Source organism: Pseudonocardia nigra, from assembly GCF_019396355.1.
In the GTDB taxonomy this organism is placed as follows: domain Bacteria; phylum Actinomycetota; class Actinomycetes; order Mycobacteriales; family Pseudonocardiaceae; genus Pseudonocardia; species Pseudonocardia nigra.
The window spans coordinates 1-16289 of sequence record NZ_JAHKRK010000019.1 but is presented as its reverse complement, the minus strand read 5'-3'; the positions used below and the strand labels follow the sequence as shown (position 1 = coordinate 16289).

Genomic DNA, 16289 nt, shown 5'->3' with positions numbered 1-16289 from the left:
GCCCTCCTCCGCTCGATCACCGGCACCGGTCCGCCGGAGCCTCAGGAACGAAGGGTGGATCCGTTGGGTGACAAGCACGTGGTGCGCTTCGAGCCGGTCGGCATCGAGATCGAGGTCGACGAGAGCCAGACGATCCTGCGCGCCGCCGCCGAGCAGGGCGTGCAGCTCATGCACGGCTGCAAGGAGGGCCAGTGCGCGGCCTGCAAGTCCTTTGTGCTCGAGGGTGAGGACATCGAGCTCGACAGGTACTCGACCTTCGCGCTCCCGGACTACGAGAAGGAGGAGGGCTCGACGCTGCTGTGCCGGGCGCACGCGTACGAGGACCTGGTGATCGAGCTCCTCAACTACGACGAGGAGATCATCCGGTCGGGGCTGCCGCTGCGGAAGGGCGTCGTCGAGGTCGTCGCGAACGACGCCGTCACGCACGACATGCGCCACCTCGTGGTGCAGCTCGTGGAACCGGAGGAGATCAAGTTCTTCCCGGGCCAGTACCTCGACTTCACGGTTCCCGGCTCCGGGGAGAGCCGCTCGTTCTCGATGGCCAACACCCCGAACCGGGACGGCCGGTTCGAGTTCGTCATCAAGATCTACCCCGGTGGCGTGTTCTCGGAGTTCCTGTCCGAGCGCGTGCACGCCGGCGACCGGCTGGAGGTGGAGGGCCCGTTCGGCACCTTCACCCTGCGGGAGAGCCGGGTCTCGGATCTGATCTTCGTCGGGGGCGGCGCCGGGATGGCCCCGGTGCTCGGGTTGCTGCGGTCGATGGCCGAGCGCGGCGTCGAGCGGAAGGCGACCTTCTACTACGGGGCCAGGGCGGCGCGCGACCTCTGCTTCGAGAAGGAGCTGGAGGCGCTCGCCGAACGGCTTCCCGGGTTCCGCTACATCCCCGCACTCTCCGAGCCCGGTCCCGACGACGTCTGGGACGGCCACACCGGGCTCATCACCGACATCGTCCGGCGGAACGAGTCGGCGTTGCACGGCTCGGACGCCTATGTATGCGGTCCGCCGCCGATGGTGGACGCGGCGATCGCGACGCTCACGGCCCTCGGTGTGCGCGAGGAGAACATCTTCTACGACAAGTTCACCACCACCGGTGAACCGGAAGGCGAGGACGGCCAGTGACGACCACGCAGACCCCCATCGAGCGGCCGGAACGCAGCGTTCCGAAGCCCGTCTTCACCGACGCGGAGGCCGGTGCCCGGGAGTTCCCCGACTCCGGTGCGAGCGCGCGCCGGTACAACTACTTCGCCCCGGCGAAGCGCAAGCAGAGCCACTACGAGGACGTCACCGTCGAGGTGCAGCCCGACCCGCGGCACTACCTGACGCAGGGGTGGATCTACGGGTTCGCCAACGGCGACGCCGGCTACCCGCTGCACTGGACGAAGCTCAAGGCGTGGGGCGTCGACCGGCCCGAGCCGCAGCGCGGCGTCGGCTCGGGCGGCATGCCCAAGGACTTCAGCTGGCCTGCGCACGGGTGGCACGAGTTCCGCGATCCCAACGAGGAGTGGGAACTCACGATGTACCGCTACAACGCCAACGTCGTCCGGCAGCTGAACCAGAACGTCGAGAACGCCCGCCAAGCGAAGGCGTTCGAGCAGTGGTCGCGCAACTGGGTGCAGTTCGTCGAGCGTCACCTCGGCGCGTGGATGCACGTCGAGCACATCCTCGGCCTCTACGTGTTCGCGGCGTGCAACCGCTCGGGTCCGACGAACATGCACAACACCGCGATGGTGGTCAACAGCGAGCACAAGATCCGGTTCGCGCAGGACCTGGCGCTGTACAACCTCACCCTCACCGAGGAGATCGAGGGCTTCGACGGCACTGCGCACCTCGAAGCCTGGAACGACGACCCGGTCTGGCAGGGCGTCCGGAAGGTGACCGAGGCGCTCACCGCCGTCGAGGACGACTGGGGCGAGTCGATCTTCGCGACGAACATCGTGTTCGAGCCGCTGCTCGGGGAGCTGTTCCGCAGCAACCTGGTGCAGCAGGTCGCCGCGGGCAACGGCGACTTCGTGACCCCCACGCTCGTCGGCGCGGGCGAGTACGACTACGCCCAGCGCGACCTGCGCTGGACGGCCGCGTGCTTCGGCCCGCTCGTGCACGACCTCGAGTTCGCCGACCACAACAGGCAGCTCATGCAGGGCTGGCTCGCGCACTGGGTCCCGGGGTGCCTCGAGGCCGCGCGCATCCTGCAGCCCATCTGGTCGCAGGTCGACCACAAGCCGCCGCGGTTCGAGGACAGCCTCGACAAGGCCAAGAGCCGGTTCGCCGGGATCGTGACCGATCTCGGGCTGGAGATCCCGAAGGAGCTGACGCAGTGACCGCGTTCAGGACGACCGAGAGCCCCTACAAGTCCGACAACACCGCGTCGAACATGTGCGGCTTCACGCTGATGAACAACCAGGTCGGCGCCGTGATCGCCACGGTGCTCGGACGCCTGGACAACGTCACGGTCACCCACCTGCCGTCGATGATCCGGGTCGACGGCAGGGGCCGCTTCGACACCGTCTACGCCGACATCGACGAGGAGGCGGGCGAGGAGGAGGGCTGGTTCGACGCGGCCGAGTTCGAGGAGAACATGTCCACCCACTACGGGCGCATGGTCCACCTCGACGACCGCACGATCATGTTCGCCAACCCCGAGGACGCGGCCGAGTACATCGACTTCGACCTTCAGCCCGTCACCTAGCACGACTTCCCCGGGCCGCCGTCCGCCGCTGCGCCGCGGGCGGCGGCCAGGTTCGCCGTTCTGCACCCGCGCAGCCGACCGACGAGACCCGCGAACGTCCAGGAGGACCGATCCCATGGCGAAGGAACTGCGATTCGGAGCGGACGCCCGGCACCTGCTCCAGGCCGGCGTGGACCAGCTGGCCGAGGCCGTGAAGAGCACGCTCGGGCCGAAGGGCCGCAACGTCATCCTGGAGAAGATCACCGGGACGCCGGAGGTGACGAACGACGGCGTCACGATCGCGCGGGAGATCCACCTGCGCGACCCGTTCGAGAACATGGGCGCGCAGCTGCTCAAGGAGGCCGCGATCAAGACCAACGACATCGTGGGCGACGGCACCACCACCGCCACTGCGCTCGCGCAGGCGATCGTGCGCGAGGGCATGGCGGCGATCGAGGGCGGCGGCAACCCCGTGCTGGTCAAGCGGGGCATCGACGTCGCGGTCGGCGCGCTGGTCGAGCGCCTCGCCGAGGTCGCCCACCCCGTGTCGAGCGAGGAGGACTACGCTCGGGTCGCCTCGATCTCCGCCAACGACGACGACGTGATCGGGCGGGTCGTCGCCCGCGCCCTGCACACCGTGGGCGACGACGGCACCGTGACGGTGGAGGACTCGCCGGCGATCGGCCTCGGGGTGTCCTTCGTGGAGGACTTCTCGTTCGACAACGGCTACGTCTCGCCCTACATGGTCACCGACCCCGGGCGGCTCGAGGCCGTGCTCGACGACGCGTACCTGCTCTTCTCCGCCGAGAAGATCAAGGACGTGCGCACGCTGATGCCGGTGCTGGAGCAGATCGTGCGCGCCGAGCGCAGGCCGCTGGTCGTGATCGCCGAGACCGTCGAGGGAACCGCACTGCAGATGCTCGTGCACAACCACGTCAACGGCACCTTCCCCAACGTCGCGATCAAGGCGCCCGGGTTCGGGGACAAGCGGATCCACCTGCTGGAGGACGCAGCGGCGCTGTGCGGCGGGAAGGTGCACAGCAGGAGCTCGTCGTTCGCGCTCGAGCAGGTGACGCCGGAGCACCTGGGCCGCGCGGCGCAGGTGCGGGTCACCGGCGACCGCACGACGATCATCGGCGGCGCCGGCAGCCGGGAGGCCGTTGAGCTGCGGCTCACCCAGCTGCGGGCCGAGCTGGAGCGCGCCACCATCGGCACCGACGAGGACTTCCTCACCGAGCGCATCGCCCGGCTGTCGGGCAAGGCGGCGGTCATCCGGGTCGGCGCCCCCACCAACGCCGAGGCCAAGGAGATCCGGCACCGGGTGGACGACTCCCTGCAGGCCACCCGCGCGGCGATCGCCGAGGGGATCGTCGCGGGCGGCGGGGCGGCGCTCCTGCACGCCGAGACCGCGCTCGACGCCCTCGACGTGACCGGCGACTACCGGATCGGCGTCGAGATCGTCCGCGGCGCCCTGACCGAGCCGGTGCACCTCATCGCCTCCAACGCCGGCTACGACGGCGACGAGGTCGTCAAGCAGGTCACGACGATGTCGGTGGACGAGGGCTTCGACGCGCTGGAGGGCCGCTACGGCGACATGATCGGGATGGGCATCATCGACCCGCTGCGCGTCGTGCGCTCCGCGCTGCAGAACGGCGCGTCCGTCGCCGGGCTGATCCTCACCACGAACTCGCTGGTGGCCGAGGAGCAGACCCCGTGGAACAAGGCGCTGATGACCGAGTTCGGCCCGCTCGACGAGGGCATCCCGCAGCCCTCACCCGACTCGAGCACCCCGCAGTCCCTCGGGCTGGGCCCCCAGGTCGGCTGAGCCGACCCGGCACGGAAAAGAGGCGCTCCGGCCCACCGGCCGGAGCGCCTCTTGCTCGCTCAGTGCTGCGCGGACGCCGCCGTGCCGTACCGCGCGGTGAGGAGGCTGCGGCAGAGCTCCCCGTTGATCTCGATCCCGACGCGGGTGAGCCTGGCCCTGCGCAGGTGCAGCGGCACCTGGTCGGAGCGCACACCGGACCCGTCGGCCTGCATCAACAGCGGAGCGGCGTCGTCGTGGGGCAGCCCGAGTGCGGCCCGACGCGCGCGCAGCCGGGTCAGGTCGGCCGACGGCGGCACCCCGCCGAGGGTCAGGGCGGCCAGCTCGTCCGGCCCGGCCCCGGCGTCCACGAGCGGCCGCGCCACCCGGTCCTGCCCGGCGAGCACCGCCTTGGTGAGGAATACCGCGCGCAACTCGTCGAGCTCCGCCTCCGCCTCGCCCTCGAACGACCCGACGAACCCGGCCTGCGCCGCCACCCCGCCGTTGATCTCGGCCGAGGCGTGGTGGTCCTCCAGCACGATCTCCGCGCGGCTGATCCCCGGCACCGCCGACACCGCGTCGTGCGCATCGGCGACCATGAGGAAGGAGAAGTTGGGCGCGCAGAAGAACGTTGGCAGCCGCAGGCGCACCCGCGCCACCCCGTCGTCGGAGACGGTGCACGACGCCACGAACCCGAGATCCGTGATCGGCTCGTCGAGCTCGGGGTCGAGCACCGTCCCCAGCGCACGCCGGACGGCGGGCGCCGCAACCACGGGGCGCAGCATCAGGCCTGGGCTCCGGCGACGCCGGCCACGAGCTCCTCGGCGGGCTGCCGCGGCTCGCCCGCGTCGGTGGCCAGCTGCAGGTCGGCCGGGACGGGGATGTCGTAGAGCTTGGCGGCGTTGAGACCCAGGATCTTCTTCTTGGTGGCCACGGTCAGCTTGGCGTAGTCGGTGAACGCCTCGTCGTCGGGCATCTGCCAGGCGACGAACCCCTCGACCTGCCACTTCGGCACCCAGATGTTGTAGTCGCCGCCGAAGAGCATCTTGTCCTCGCCGACCCAGAACATCAGCTCGCCGATGCACTTGGCGAAGAACTTCGGCCGCGCGTGCATGAGCCCGCCGATGACGACCGACAGGCCGGCGTAGACGTTGGGCTCCTGCACCGCCATGAAGCAGAAGTCCTCGATGCGCGGCAGCCCGACGTGCTCGACGATGAAGTTCAGCCCGGTGAAGTCGCTCGCCACCTGGTCCACGTCGGCGACGTCGAAGGCGTCCTTGTTCAGCGGCCAGATCGTCGGGCCCTTGTGCACGTGGATGTTCCGGATGCCCAGCTCCTGGCACTTCTCCAGGAACCGGTACGACTCGGGGTCGGTCAGCTTCCAGCCACGGGATCCACCGTTCCACTCCGCGGTGTAGAGCTTCACGCCCTTCAGCCCGTACGTCTCGGCGTCCGCCTCGAGCTCCGCCATGCCGGCGTCCCCGTCCCGCGGGTCGAACCGGCCGTTGACGATGAGGCGGTCGCCGAACCTCGCCAGCAGCTCGGCGTTCCGCTCGGCGGTGTTGAAGCCGGTCGTGTACCACTCCTTGAGGTACGTCGACTGGAAGATCGCGTGGTCGACGTGGCCCTCGACGAACATGTCGCGCTCGAAGTCCTCGGCGGTGACCTTCAGGTACTTCTCGTAGTCCCAGTGCGTCTCGGGCGGGCCGAGCTGGTGGTAGCCGTAGAAGCAGTCGATCCAGCCCTTCGCGTACTGCTCGGCGCCCGGCTTCCAGTTCTCCCGGCTCGCGTCCCAGAAGTGGGAGTGGGAGTCGACGATGAAGTACTTCTCGCCGTCCTTCTCGTACATGGTGGCCCTCCGGGAGTCAGGGGACGAGGATCGCGCGGCCGCGGACGCGACCAGCGTCGAGATCGTGGAGAGCGTCGAGCGCCGCATCGAGCGGGTAGCGGCGCGTGTGCAGCGTGACCCTGCCGGCCTGCGCCAGGACCATCAGCTCGGCGAGGTCGCTGTAGGTGCCGACGATGTTGCCGATGATGTTCTTCTCGCCACCGACGAAGTCGAGAGTCGGGATGCGCACCTCGCCGCCGTACCCGATGACGTAGTGCGAGCCCGCGGGCGCCGTCATCTGCCAGGCGTCGTTCTCCGCCCCCTGCTCGGCCACGAAGTCGAACACGACCTCGGCGCCCGCCCCGCTGGTGAGGTCCTTGACGGCGTCGACGTGCGTGCCGTCGGCGAGCACCGTCTCGTCGGCGCCGATCTTTCCGGCCAGCGCCAGCGCGTCGGGGTTGCGGTCGACCACGACGATGCGGGTGGCCGTGAGCGCGGCCAGCGCCTGGATGCCGATGTGGCCCAGCCCGCCCGCGCCCTGCACGACGGCCGTGGTGCCGGGATACAGGGACGGCACGGCCTTGCGCACGGCGTGGTAGGCGGTGATGCCGGCGTCGGCGAGCGCCGCGACGTCGGCGGGGTCGGTGTCCGGCTGGAGCTTCACGCAGGCCCGGGCGGTGGTGCGCAGGTACTCGGCCATCCCGCCGTCGTCGTTCGACAGCCCCGGGAAGAAGGCGTTCCGGCACTGCATGTCCCGGCCTGCGCGGCAGGCCGGGCACAGTCCGCAGCTGGGCTGCGGGTGCAGGATGACGGTGTCGCCCACGGCGACGTTCGTGACGCCCTCGCCCACCGCGTGCACCCAGCCGGCGTTCTCGTGCCCGATGACGTAGGGCAGGTCGGGGCTCATCGCCGCGTCCCACTGGCCCTCGAGGATGTGCAGATCGGTGCGGCAGACCCCCGCACCCCCGATCTTCACGACGACGTCGAGCGGACCTCGCAGCGTCGGCTTCGGGATCTCGTCGATCGTCGGGTCCGTGTGGTACGCGTGGACGCGGACGGCCTTCACCGGCGCACCTCCTGGACGTCGATCCGCATGGTCGGAAACTACGGACGGTCGACTGTGGCGGACGTCTCATGTTGAGACGCCCGATCGCGGCGCGGGGTACCAGGCTCATGGCCGTGAGCGACCCGTCCGCGCGTGAGACGTACAACCCGTGGACCGTCGTGGACCTGGTGTTCCACCACCTGGCGGGCGAGGGCCTGCACCCTGTACTCGGGGGTTGCGGCAACCCGGAGTCCGCCGCCGCGGCGCTGCTGACCGCCCTCGGGATCGCGCCGGGGCGCGGCGGCGAAGGCCGCGCGGCCGCGCCGATCCAGGCCGTGTTGGCGGACATGCGGAAGCAGATGTTCCCGGACGTCGGCGAGTAGCGCCGGCGTGCGACCACGAGGACGACGCGAGGAGGCGGACCGTGACGACCGATGCGCAGGGGGCCGGAACACGCGGTGACGCCGCCGGCCCGGCCGCCGTGCGCCGCCTCGACCTCCCGTCGGCCACGGAGCTGGCCGCACTCGCCGCCGTGTTCGAGGACCTCCAGTACGTGCTGCGGTGCTGCGAGCACCTGGTCTCCGCGCTCGGGGTGCCCCGCGACCCCGACGCCGCGCTGGTGGAAGCACTGTGGACCGGCGCCCTCGTCGGCTACGTCCGCTGCTTCTCGCCCCGCTCCGCGGTCCTCACCGACGCCGACCTCGCGAACCTCGAGCTCGACGGGGACGTCCAGCAGTTCCACGAGTCGCTCCGGACGCTGCGCGACCACCTCGCGTCCCGGCACGTGAACCCGCGGGAGGCGATCACCATCGGTGCGGCCCAGGCGAACGACGGCACACCCACCGGCGTGGCGGTCGTGTCGAGTCCCTGGCCGCTCGTCGACGAGGCGACCGTGCGCATGCTCGGGGGCCTCGCCTACCGGCTGTCCGGGCTGGTGGACGCCCGGATGCAGGAGTGCCAGAACCGGGTGATGCAGGCGGCCGTGCAGCTGACGCCCGGACACCTGGCCCGCCTGCCGCTCGTGCAACTCAGCACCTAGCAACAGGCGTCGGGAGGCACCGGCTCCGCGCCCGCGGTCCGAGGCGACGACGCCCCGCTCGTCCCGCCCGTCGACAGGTGAGGACGCCACTACTGCAAGCCCTGGGCAGGAGCCCAGTGCTCGTGCATCATCGGGGCATGACGCAGACGGGAGCCAGGACGCGACCGGCTCGGTGGGACCGCAGGGAGCTGTCCTCGGTCGCCGGGATGGCGGCGTTCGTCCTCCTGCTCCACGTGGTCGGCTGGGGCGTGCTGCTGTTCGCCGTCGCTCCGGCGAACTACACCCTCGGCAGCGCGGGGGTCTTCGGCGCCGGTCTCGGCCTCACCGCGTACCTGCTCGGGGTGCGGCACGCGTTCGACGCCGACCACATCGCCGTCGTGGACAACACCACCCGCAAGCTGGTCGGCGAGGGCAAGCCCGCCGCAGGGGCCGGGTTCTGGTTCTCCCTGGGGCACTCGAGCGTCGTGTTCGGGCTGAGCCTCCTGCTCGCCCTCGGCGTCCAGGCCCTCGTCGGACCGATGCGGGACGAGGACTCCGCGATGCTGCAAACCCTCGGCCTCATCGGGTCGATCGTCGCCGGCACGTTCCTCATCCTCATCGGCCTCAGCAACCTCGGTGCGGTCGTCGGCATCACCCGGGTGCTCCGCCGCATGCGCGCCGGCACTTTCGACGAGGCCGAGCTGGAGCACCACCTGCACAACCGGGGCTTCCTCGCCCGGCTGCTCGGCCGGGTCCTGCGACGGGTCGCCAAACCGTGGCACCTCTACCCCGTCGGCCTCCTCATGGGACTCGGGTTCGACACCGCCACCCAGGTGGCCCTGCTCGTGCTCGCCGCAGGCTCGGCCGCCTTCACCCTCCCCTGGTACGCCGTCCTCGTCCTGCCGATCCTCTTCGCCGCGGGCATGAGCCTCTTCGACACCGCCGACGGCGTCTTCATGGCCCGGGCCTACGGGTGGGCGTTCCTCAAGCCGGTGCGCAAGGTCTTCTACAACCTGACCGTGACGGTGCTGTCGGTCACCGTCGCCCTCGTCATCGGCACCATCGTGCTGACCGGCCTGCTCGTCGACCGGCTCGGCATCGAGTCCGGCCCGCTCGCGTGGATCGGCGCACTCGACCTCGAGTTCGTCGGCTTCACGATCGTCGGGCTGTTCGTGCTCACCTGGGTGGTCGCCGTCGCGGTGTGGAAGCTGGGCAAGGTCGAGCAGCGGTGGAACCCGTCCCCGCGCACGTCAGTGGCCGCCGACGCCGAGTAGCCCAGGCACCGTCCGGGCGGCGCGGCGGCCGGGTCAGACCTGGCTGCCCAGCTTGAAGCCGCGCGGCGCAGCGCCCGCCTCCTCGGGGCGGGTGTAGGAGAAGCCGTCCGCGCCGATCGTCACGTCCGCCTCCTTCGCCTCGGTCCGCTCCTGCAGCGCGCGGGGCTTCCCGTCCAGGTCCAGCACCGTCGACGCCTCCGCGTACCAGGACGGGACGACCGGATTGCCCCACCAGTCCCGGCGCTGGTTGTCGTGCACGTCCCAGCGGACGACCGGGTTGTCCGGATCGCCGGTGTAGTAGTCGTGCGTGTAGATCTCGATGCGGTGCCCGTCCGGGTCGCGCAGGTACAGGTAGAACGCGTTCGACACGCCGTGGCGGCCCGGGCCGCGCTCGATCATGTCGGAACGGCGGACCGCCCCGAGGTGGTCGCACAGGTGCAGGATCTGGCTGCGCTCGTGCGTTGCGAACGCGATGTGGTGCATGCGCGGGCCGTCGCCGCCGGTGAGGGCGATGTCGTGCACGGTCGCCTTCCGGTACAGCCAGGCGGCGTAGACGGTCCCGTCGCCGTCCTCGATGTCCTCGGAGACCCTGAAGCCGAGGCCCTCGTAGTAGCGCTGCGCGGCCGGGACGTCTGGGGTGAGGACGTTGAAGTGGTCCAACCGGCTGATCGCGCCCGCCCCGTGCAGGTCGTAGCGCTGGGTGAGGCGCTCGACGTGCTCGGCGTCGTAGAAGAACTCCACCGGGAAGCCCAGCGGGTCCTCGATGCGGACGGCCTCGCCGATGCCCCGGGTCGTCCCGGCCGGCATCCGCTCGACGCGCACGCCCAGCGCCCGGTAGTACTCCTCGGCCCGGTCGACCTCGGCGGCCGAGCGCACCCGGTAGGCCAGCCGCGCGCACGCGGCAACCTCGCCGCGGCGCAGCACGAGCGAGTGGTGCAGGTACTCCTCGAAGGCCCGCAGGTAGATGGCGTTCTCGTCCTCGGCGGTGACCACCAGGCCGAGCAGGTCGACGTAGAACCACCGGGCCGCGGCGAGGTCGGTGACCACGAGCTCGGCGTAGGCGCAGCGGATCACGTCCGGCGGCGGGACGGCGGGGGTGGATGGTGCGGACATCTGTCGTCTCTCCGTCGCTCAGTAGTCGATCTCGGCGGCGGACCGCGCGCCGAACCGGGGCGTGTGCACCTCGCCGAGGCTGACGTGCACCGCCTGTTCCTCGGTGTAGAAGTCGATCGAGCGGTGGCCGCCCTCGTGGCCGAGCCCGGACGCCTTCACCCCGCCGAACGGGGTGCGCAGGTCACGGACGTTGTGCGAGTTCAGCCAGACCATCCCGGCCTCGATCGACTGGGCGACCCGGTGGCCGCGGGTCAGGTCGCGGGTCCAGACGTAGCCCGCGAGCCCGTACTTCACATCGTTGGCCAGCGCGATGGCCTCCGCCTCGTCGTCGAACGGGGTGAGCGCCACGACCGGGCCGAAGATCTCCTCCTGGAAGATCCGCGCGGTCGGTGGCACGTCGGCGAACACCGTGGGGGCCAGGTAGTTGCCCTCCGGCAGGTGCTCGGGGCGGCCGCCGCCCGCGACCAGCCTGCCCTCGCTCTTGCCGATCTCCACGTAACCCAGCACCCGCTCGTAGTGCTCCGGGTGCACGAGCGCGCCGACCTCGGTCCTCGGGTCGTGCGGGTCGCCGACGACGACGTTGCGCGCCCGCGCGGCGTACCGCTCGACGAACGCGTCGTAGACGCTGCGCTGCACGAGGATGCGCGAGCCGGCCGTGCAGCGCTCGCCGTTGAGGGAGAACACGCCGAACAGCGACGAGTCCAGCGCGGCGTCCAGATCCGCGTCCTCGAAGATCACCACCGGGGACTTGCCGCCGAGCTCCATCGACAGCCCCTTGAGGTGCGGGGCGGCCGCGCGGAAGATCGTGTGCCCGGTCGTGGTCTCGCCGGTGAAGGAGATCAGCCGGGTGCCGGGGTGCGCGACGAGCGCGGCACCCGCCTCCTCGCCGATGCCGTTGACCAGGTTGAACACGCCCTGCGGCAGCCCGGCCTCGGTGAAGATCTGCGCCCACAGGCTCGCCGAGAGCGGCGTGAACTCCGCGGGCTTGAGCACCACGGTGCAGCCAGCCGCGATCGCCGGGGCCAGCTTCCAGGACTCCAGCATAAAGGGCGTGTTCCACGGCGTGATCAGCCCCGCCACGCCGACCGGCTTGCGGTTGACGTAGTTGATCTGCCGGCCGGGCACCTGGTAGGCCTCGTCGGTCTGGGCGACGATCACGTCGGCGAAGAACCGGAAGTTCTCCGCGGCCCGCTGCGCCTGGCCCTTGGCCTGGGTGATTGGCAGGCCGGTGTCGAACGTCTCCAGCTCGGCCAGCCGATCGCCCTGGGACTCCACCAGGTCGGCGATCCGGTTGAGCACGCGGGCCCGCGCGCGGGGGGCCATCGTCGGCCAGGGGCCCTCGCTGAAGGCGCGCTGCGCGGCCGCGACGGCGGCATCGACGTCCTCGGCCTGCCCCGCGGCCGCGGTGGCGTAGGTGCGGTTGGACACCGGGTCCAGCACGTCGAACGTCGCGCCGCCGACGGAGTCGCGCAGCTCGCCGTCGATGAAGTGCTGCAGGTGCGTGGGCAGGCCCTCGGGGACGTGCCGGGTCACAGGTTGCGTCTGGGTCATGCGGTCACCTCGACAGAACTGGGGCGGCGATCTCGACGGGGGTGAGGTACTGCTCGGCGGCCGCGGCGAGCGCGCGGACCTTCGCCTGCCCGCTCTCGGTGAGCGGGATCAGCGGCGAGCGGACGTGGTCGCTCGCGATCAGGCCCCGCTCCTTCATCAACCACTTCGCCGGGGCGGGGTTGGTCTCGACGAACAGCAGGTCCACCAGCGGGTGCACGCCGTAGTGGATCTCGCGGGCCCGCTGCACGTCACCGGCGACGGCGGCGTCGTACATCTGCGCGACCGCGGCCGGGGCGATGTTGGCCAGCGCGGAGACGAAGCCGACGCCGCCGAGGGACAGGATCGGCAGGCACAGCAGCTCGATGCCGGACCAGACGAGCAGGTCGGGGCCCGCGGCGTGCAGCACGCGGGAGAAGTGCTCGAAGTCCTTGGTCGTCTCCTTGACCCCGACGAAGTTGTCGTGGTCGCGGTAGAGGCGCCCGACCGTCTCGGGGGCGATCTCCACCGCGGTCCGGGACGGCACGTTGTACGCGACGATCGGCAGGTCCGGGAACTCGCCCGCGATCGTCGAGTACCACACGTACAGCGCCTCCTGGGTGGGGCGCGCGTAGTACGGGGTGATGATCAGCGCCGCGTCCGCGCCGGCGTCGCGCGCGGCCGCGGTGAGCTCGAGGGTCTCGGCGAGCTTCGCCGAGCCGGTGCCGGGCAGGAACGGAACGCGGTCACCGACCTCGGCGGCGACGGTGCGGATGGCCTCGGCGCGCTCGGCGATCGACTGGGCCGAGGGCTCGCCGGTCGAGCCGCCGAGCGAGATCCCGTGCGAGCCCGCCGCGAGCTGCCAGCGGACGAGCCGGCGCAGACCGTCGTGGTCCACCTCGCCGTCGTCGCTGAACGGCGTGACCAGCGGCGCGATCGAGCCGCGGATCCGGGAGGGGTCGGAGCGGAACTTCATGCTGGTCCTTTCGATGCGGTGGCAGCCTGGCTGTGCAGGACCGCGTGCAGGGTCGCCTCGCGGTGGGCGCGGGCCGCGGCGTCGATCTCGGCCGCGGGTGCGCCGCGCGCGATGAGGTCGAGGAGGGCGTCGTGCTCGCGCACCGACTCGGCGGCCCGGTCGGGGACGAACGAGAACACCGACGACCGCAGGGCGGCCACCCGCGTCCACCCGCGCTCGACGAGGTCGAGCAGGTGCGGGTTCGGGCACGGGTCGGTGAGCGCGCGGTGGAACTGCTGGTTGAGGCGGGTGTGGCGGAGCGGGTCGAGGTCGGCGAGCCCGTCGCGCATGGCGTCGTTGAGCCGGCGGGCCTCGGCGAGGGCGGTGGCGGGCAGGCGGGCGGCGGCCATGCCCGTGGCGGCGCCCTCGACGACGGCGAGCGTCTCGACCGTCCAGCGGTACTCGACGGGGTCCAGCCCGCGAACGGTCGCGCCGACGTTGCGGACGACCTCGACGAGGCCCTCGGCCTCCAGCCGCCGCACCGCCTCCCGCACCGGAACGGTGGAGACGCCGAGCGCCTTCGCGAGCGTGCCGAGCACCAGCCGGTAGCCGGGGGTGTAAGCGCCGTCGAGGATGCGGCGGCGGATGAGGTCGTAGGCGAGATCGACCTTGGAGACGGTCGTGTCCGCTGCCGGGGTCACGGCGCGGCCTCCCCGTTGTCGTAGCGCTCCCGCCACGTGCCGGCGAGCGGGTAGAGGCCCTTCAGCCCGGCCCCCTCGGCGACCCGGGCGGCGATCCAGGTCTCCTCGCGCTCCTGCTGCTCGGCGGCGGCGAGTACCTCCTCGACCAGGCCGGGCGGGATCACGACGGCGCCGTCGTCGTCGGCCACGATCACGTCGCCGACCTGCACGGTGGCGCCGCCGCAGGCGATCGTCACGTCGGTCTCCCACGGCACATGCCGCCTGCCGAGCACGGCGGGGTGCTGCCCGGAGGTGTAGACGGGCAGGTCGATGGCCGCCACGGCGACGGCGTCCCGGGCGGCGCCGTCGGTGATGACCCCGGCCGCGCCTCGGACCTTCGCGCGCAGCGCGAGGATGTCGCCGAGCGTTCCCGCGGTCGGGTCGCGGCGGGCCTCCATGACGAGGACCTCCCCCTCGCGGAGGGAGTCCACGGCCCGCTTCTGGGCGTTGTAACCGCCGCCGTGGGAGGCGAACAGGTCGGGGCGGAACGGGACGTAGCGCAGCGTGCGCGCGGGGCCGACGAGCCGGCGGCCCGGGACCAGCGCGCGGACGCCGTCGATGCTGGCGTCGTCGAAGCCCCGCTTGCGCAGTTGCACCGACAGCGTGGCGACGGCGACGCGGTGCAGCCGCTCGCGCAGCTCGTCCGACAGGCCGGGCGGCGCGGCGGGCGGCGTTCCCCAGGCGTCGGCGCGGACCGCGTCGTCGACGGAGGCGGGCGAGCCCCACGGGGCGAGCGGCGGGCCGTCGACGACCGCGGTGCGCAGCCGGCTCGTGCTGCGGGCGCCGTCGACGGTGCCGACCTCGACCTCGATCACCTGTCCCGGCTGCGCCACCGACGCGCCCGCCGGGGTGCCGGTGAGGATGACGTCGCCCTCCTCGAGGGTGAGCATGCGGGACAGGTCGGCCACCAGGTGGCCGAAGCCGAACAGCAGGCTGTCGCTGGTGTCGTCCTGCACGAGCTCGCCGTCGAGCCAGGTGCGGATCCGCAGGCCCGCGGGGTCCAGCTCGGCGGCGGGCAGCAGCGCGGGGCCGAGCGGCGTGTAGCCGTCGCCGCCCTTGGACCGCACGTTCGAGCCCCGGTCGGCCATGCGCAGGTCCTGCAGGCCCAGGTCATTGGCGGCCGTCACCCAGCCGACGTGCGCCCAGCCCTCTTCCGGCCGGACGTGCCGGGCGGGCTTGCCGATGACCAGCGCGATCTCCCCCTCGAACGCCAGCAGTTCGGTGCCACGGGGCCGCTCCACCCTGCCGCAGCCCGCGAGCGACGAGGACGGCTTGAGGAAGTAGGAGGCCGCAGCCGGGGTGCGCCCGCGCTGGGCGACGCGCGACGGGTAGTTGAGGTGAAGGGCGATCACCTTGCCGGGCCGTCTCCCCAGCGCCTCGGTCACCGCGTCCGGTCCTTGCATGCGGGCTCCTCCACATCGCGGCCGTTTCGTCTACGAGATCGTATATCTTCTCGTGTCAGATCGCGACCCCCTCCTGAGAGGTACTTCCGACCCGCAGCGCGGGCGCGCGGCGTTGCGTAAGGTCGGCCGATGCACCGACGCGCCAGCACCGGAGCCTGCCGTGCCCCGCAGGGTTGACCACGCCACCCGCCGTCTGGAGATCATCCGCGCCACCTGGCGGACGATGGCCCGCGAAGGCGTGGAGGCCACGACCCTGCGCAAGATCGCGGAGGAGGCCGGGTTCGCCAACGGCGCGATCGGCCACTACTTCCACGGGAAGGACGAGCTGCTCGCCGCCGCGTACACCCACGTGTTCACGCGCACGAACGAGCGCATCGCCGCCGTCACCCACAACCTGCACGGGATGGCGGCGCTGCGGGCGTACTGCCACGAGATCCTGCCGCTCGACGAGGACCGCCTGCTGGAGGCGCGGATCGTCCTCCCGTTCTGGCAGCAGGCCCTCACCCGCGACGGGCAGCAGGAGATGTACGAGGGCCACATGGCCAGCTGGACGCAGGAGCTGGTCGGCCTGATCGAGCAGGCCCGGACCGACGGCGCGATCACCTCCGCACAGCCCGACGCGGACATCGCCGGCCAACTGCTGGCGATGCTCACCGGCTGGCAGGTGCTGGCCCTGCTCACCCCGGCGAGCGCGGACCCGGCCGTCCAGGTCGCCCAGCTGGACGCCTACCTGGACGGCCTCGACCCGGCGGGGCGGGCGGGCTGAGCCAGATCTCCGCGTGCGCGCCCGCCGCGTTGCAGCAAAGTCCCCCATGGCCTTCGGCCGCCACGAGGTATGAGAATCGGGTCGGGTCCGGCTGAGCTCGGTTGGCATTGGTGCGTCTAGCCCGAAGCAAAGTCTGAGGCCTGGGGGCCTTCCC

General features: G+C 71.6%; 16 protein-coding genes. 8 read left to right on the top strand and 8 right to left on the bottom strand.

Translation table 11 applies throughout. The features are described from left to right. The first annotated feature begins 63 nt into the window (after positions 1–63). From KME75_RS07540 to groL, 4 genes are all read left to right on the top strand, one after another. Positions 64–1119, top strand: coding sequence for an FAD-binding oxidoreductase (locus KME75_RS07540; RefSeq protein ID WP_219413814.1), 1056 nt, complete (start codon positions 64–66; stop codon positions 1117–1119). Then, a complete protein-coding gene (locus KME75_RS07535) occupies positions 1116–2318 on the top strand; it encodes an aromatic/alkene monooxygenase hydroxylase subunit beta (protein ID WP_219413813.1) in 1203 nt (400 codons plus the stop codon). The genes KME75_RS07540 and KME75_RS07535 overlap by 4 nt, the downstream gene beginning before the upstream one ends. Beyond that, complete coding sequence (gene mimD, locus KME75_RS07530) at positions 2315–2686, top strand: propane 2-monooxygenase effector subunit MimD (protein ID WP_219413812.1); 372 nt, start codon at positions 2315–2317, stop codon at positions 2684–2686. The genes KME75_RS07535 and mimD overlap by 4 nt, the downstream gene beginning before the upstream one ends. A 115-nt stretch (positions 2687–2801) precedes the next feature. After that, positions 2802–4490, top strand: a complete 1689-nt coding sequence (gene groL, locus KME75_RS07525) for a chaperonin GroEL (protein WP_219413811.1) — start codon at positions 2802–2804, stop codon at positions 4488–4490. A gap of 59 nt (positions 4491–4549) precedes the next feature. Here the strand turns inward: groL and KME75_RS07520 are convergent, their stop codons facing one another. The 3 genes from KME75_RS07520 to KME75_RS07510 are packed head-to-tail and all read right to left on the bottom strand — an operon-like array spanning position 4550 to position 7360. Further along, the gene (locus KME75_RS07520) at positions 4550–5251 is read right to left on the bottom strand and encodes an iron-sulfur cluster assembly protein (RefSeq protein ID WP_219413810.1); all 702 of its coding nucleotides are present in this window, start codon (positions 5249–5251) and stop codon (positions 4550–4552) included. Then, the gene (locus tag KME75_RS07515) at positions 5251–6315 is read right to left on the bottom strand and encodes an amidohydrolase family protein (protein WP_219413809.1); all 1065 of its coding nucleotides are present in this window, start codon (positions 6313–6315) and stop codon (positions 5251–5253) included. Before KME75_RS07515 ends, KME75_RS07520 begins: the two co-directional genes overlap by 1 nt. Before the next feature lie 16 nt (positions 6316–6331). Then, positions 6332–7360: an NAD(P)-dependent alcohol dehydrogenase gene (locus KME75_RS07510; protein WP_219413808.1), complete on the bottom strand. Its 1029-nt coding sequence runs from the start codon at positions 7358–7360 to the stop codon at positions 6332–6334. A gap of 107 nt (positions 7361–7467) precedes the next feature. On the opposite strand from KME75_RS07510, the gene KME75_RS07505 reads away from it, so the two are divergent. The 3 genes from KME75_RS07505 to nicT all read left to right on the top strand — a co-directional run bounded on the left by KME75_RS07505 (position 7468) and on the right by nicT (position 9631). Further along, complete coding sequence (locus KME75_RS07505) at positions 7468–7722, top strand: hypothetical protein (RefSeq protein ID WP_219413844.1); 255 nt, start codon at positions 7468–7470, stop codon at positions 7720–7722. 41 nt (positions 7723–7763) lie between these two features. After that, entirely contained in the window at positions 7764–8378 is a 615-nt protein-coding gene (locus KME75_RS07500) for a hypothetical protein (protein ID WP_219413807.1), read from the top strand. A gap of 137 nt (positions 8379–8515) precedes the next feature. After that, the gene (gene nicT / locus KME75_RS07495; protein WP_219413806.1) at positions 8516–9631 is read left to right on the top strand and encodes a Nickel transporter NicT; all 1116 of its coding nucleotides are present in this window, start codon (positions 8516–8518) and stop codon (positions 9629–9631) included. Between the two features lie 33 nt (positions 9632–9664). Here the strand turns inward: nicT and hpaD are convergent, their stop codons facing one another. Genes hpaD through KME75_RS07470 form a run of 5 tightly spaced genes read right to left on the bottom strand, consistent with a single transcriptional unit; the run spans position 9665 to position 15369 of the window. Continuing rightward, positions 9665–10744, bottom strand: coding sequence for a 3,4-dihydroxyphenylacetate 2,3-dioxygenase (gene hpaD / locus KME75_RS07490; RefSeq protein ID WP_219413805.1), 1080 nt, complete (start codon positions 10742–10744; stop codon positions 9665–9667). Positions 10745–10762: 18 nt separating this feature from the next. Then, the gene (gene hpaE, locus KME75_RS07485) at positions 10763–12295 is read right to left on the bottom strand and encodes a 5-carboxymethyl-2-hydroxymuconate semialdehyde dehydrogenase (RefSeq protein WP_219413804.1); all 1533 of its coding nucleotides are present in this window, start codon (positions 12293–12295) and stop codon (positions 10763–10765) included. Positions 12296–12299: 4 nt separating this feature from the next. Continuing rightward, positions 12300–13247, bottom strand: coding sequence for a 4-hydroxy-tetrahydrodipicolinate synthase (gene dapA / locus KME75_RS07480; protein WP_219413803.1), 948 nt, complete (start codon positions 13245–13247; stop codon positions 12300–12302). Further along, on the bottom strand, positions 13244–13927 hold the full coding sequence (locus KME75_RS07475) for a GntR family transcriptional regulator (RefSeq protein WP_219413802.1): 684 nt from the start codon (positions 13925–13927) through the stop codon (positions 13244–13246). Before KME75_RS07475 ends, dapA begins: the two co-directional genes overlap by 4 nt. After that, positions 13924–15369: a fumarylacetoacetate hydrolase family protein gene (locus KME75_RS07470; RefSeq protein ID WP_219413801.1), complete on the bottom strand. Its 1446-nt coding sequence runs from the start codon at positions 15367–15369 to the stop codon at positions 13924–13926. Before KME75_RS07470 ends, KME75_RS07475 begins: the two co-directional genes overlap by 4 nt. A 160-nt stretch (positions 15370–15529) precedes the next feature. On the opposite strand from KME75_RS07470, the gene KME75_RS07465 reads away from it, so the two are divergent. Further along, positions 15530–16135: a TetR/AcrR family transcriptional regulator gene (locus tag KME75_RS07465; protein ID WP_219413800.1), complete on the top strand. Its 606-nt coding sequence runs from the start codon at positions 15530–15532 to the stop codon at positions 16133–16135. Positions 16136–16289 lie beyond the last annotated feature (154 nt).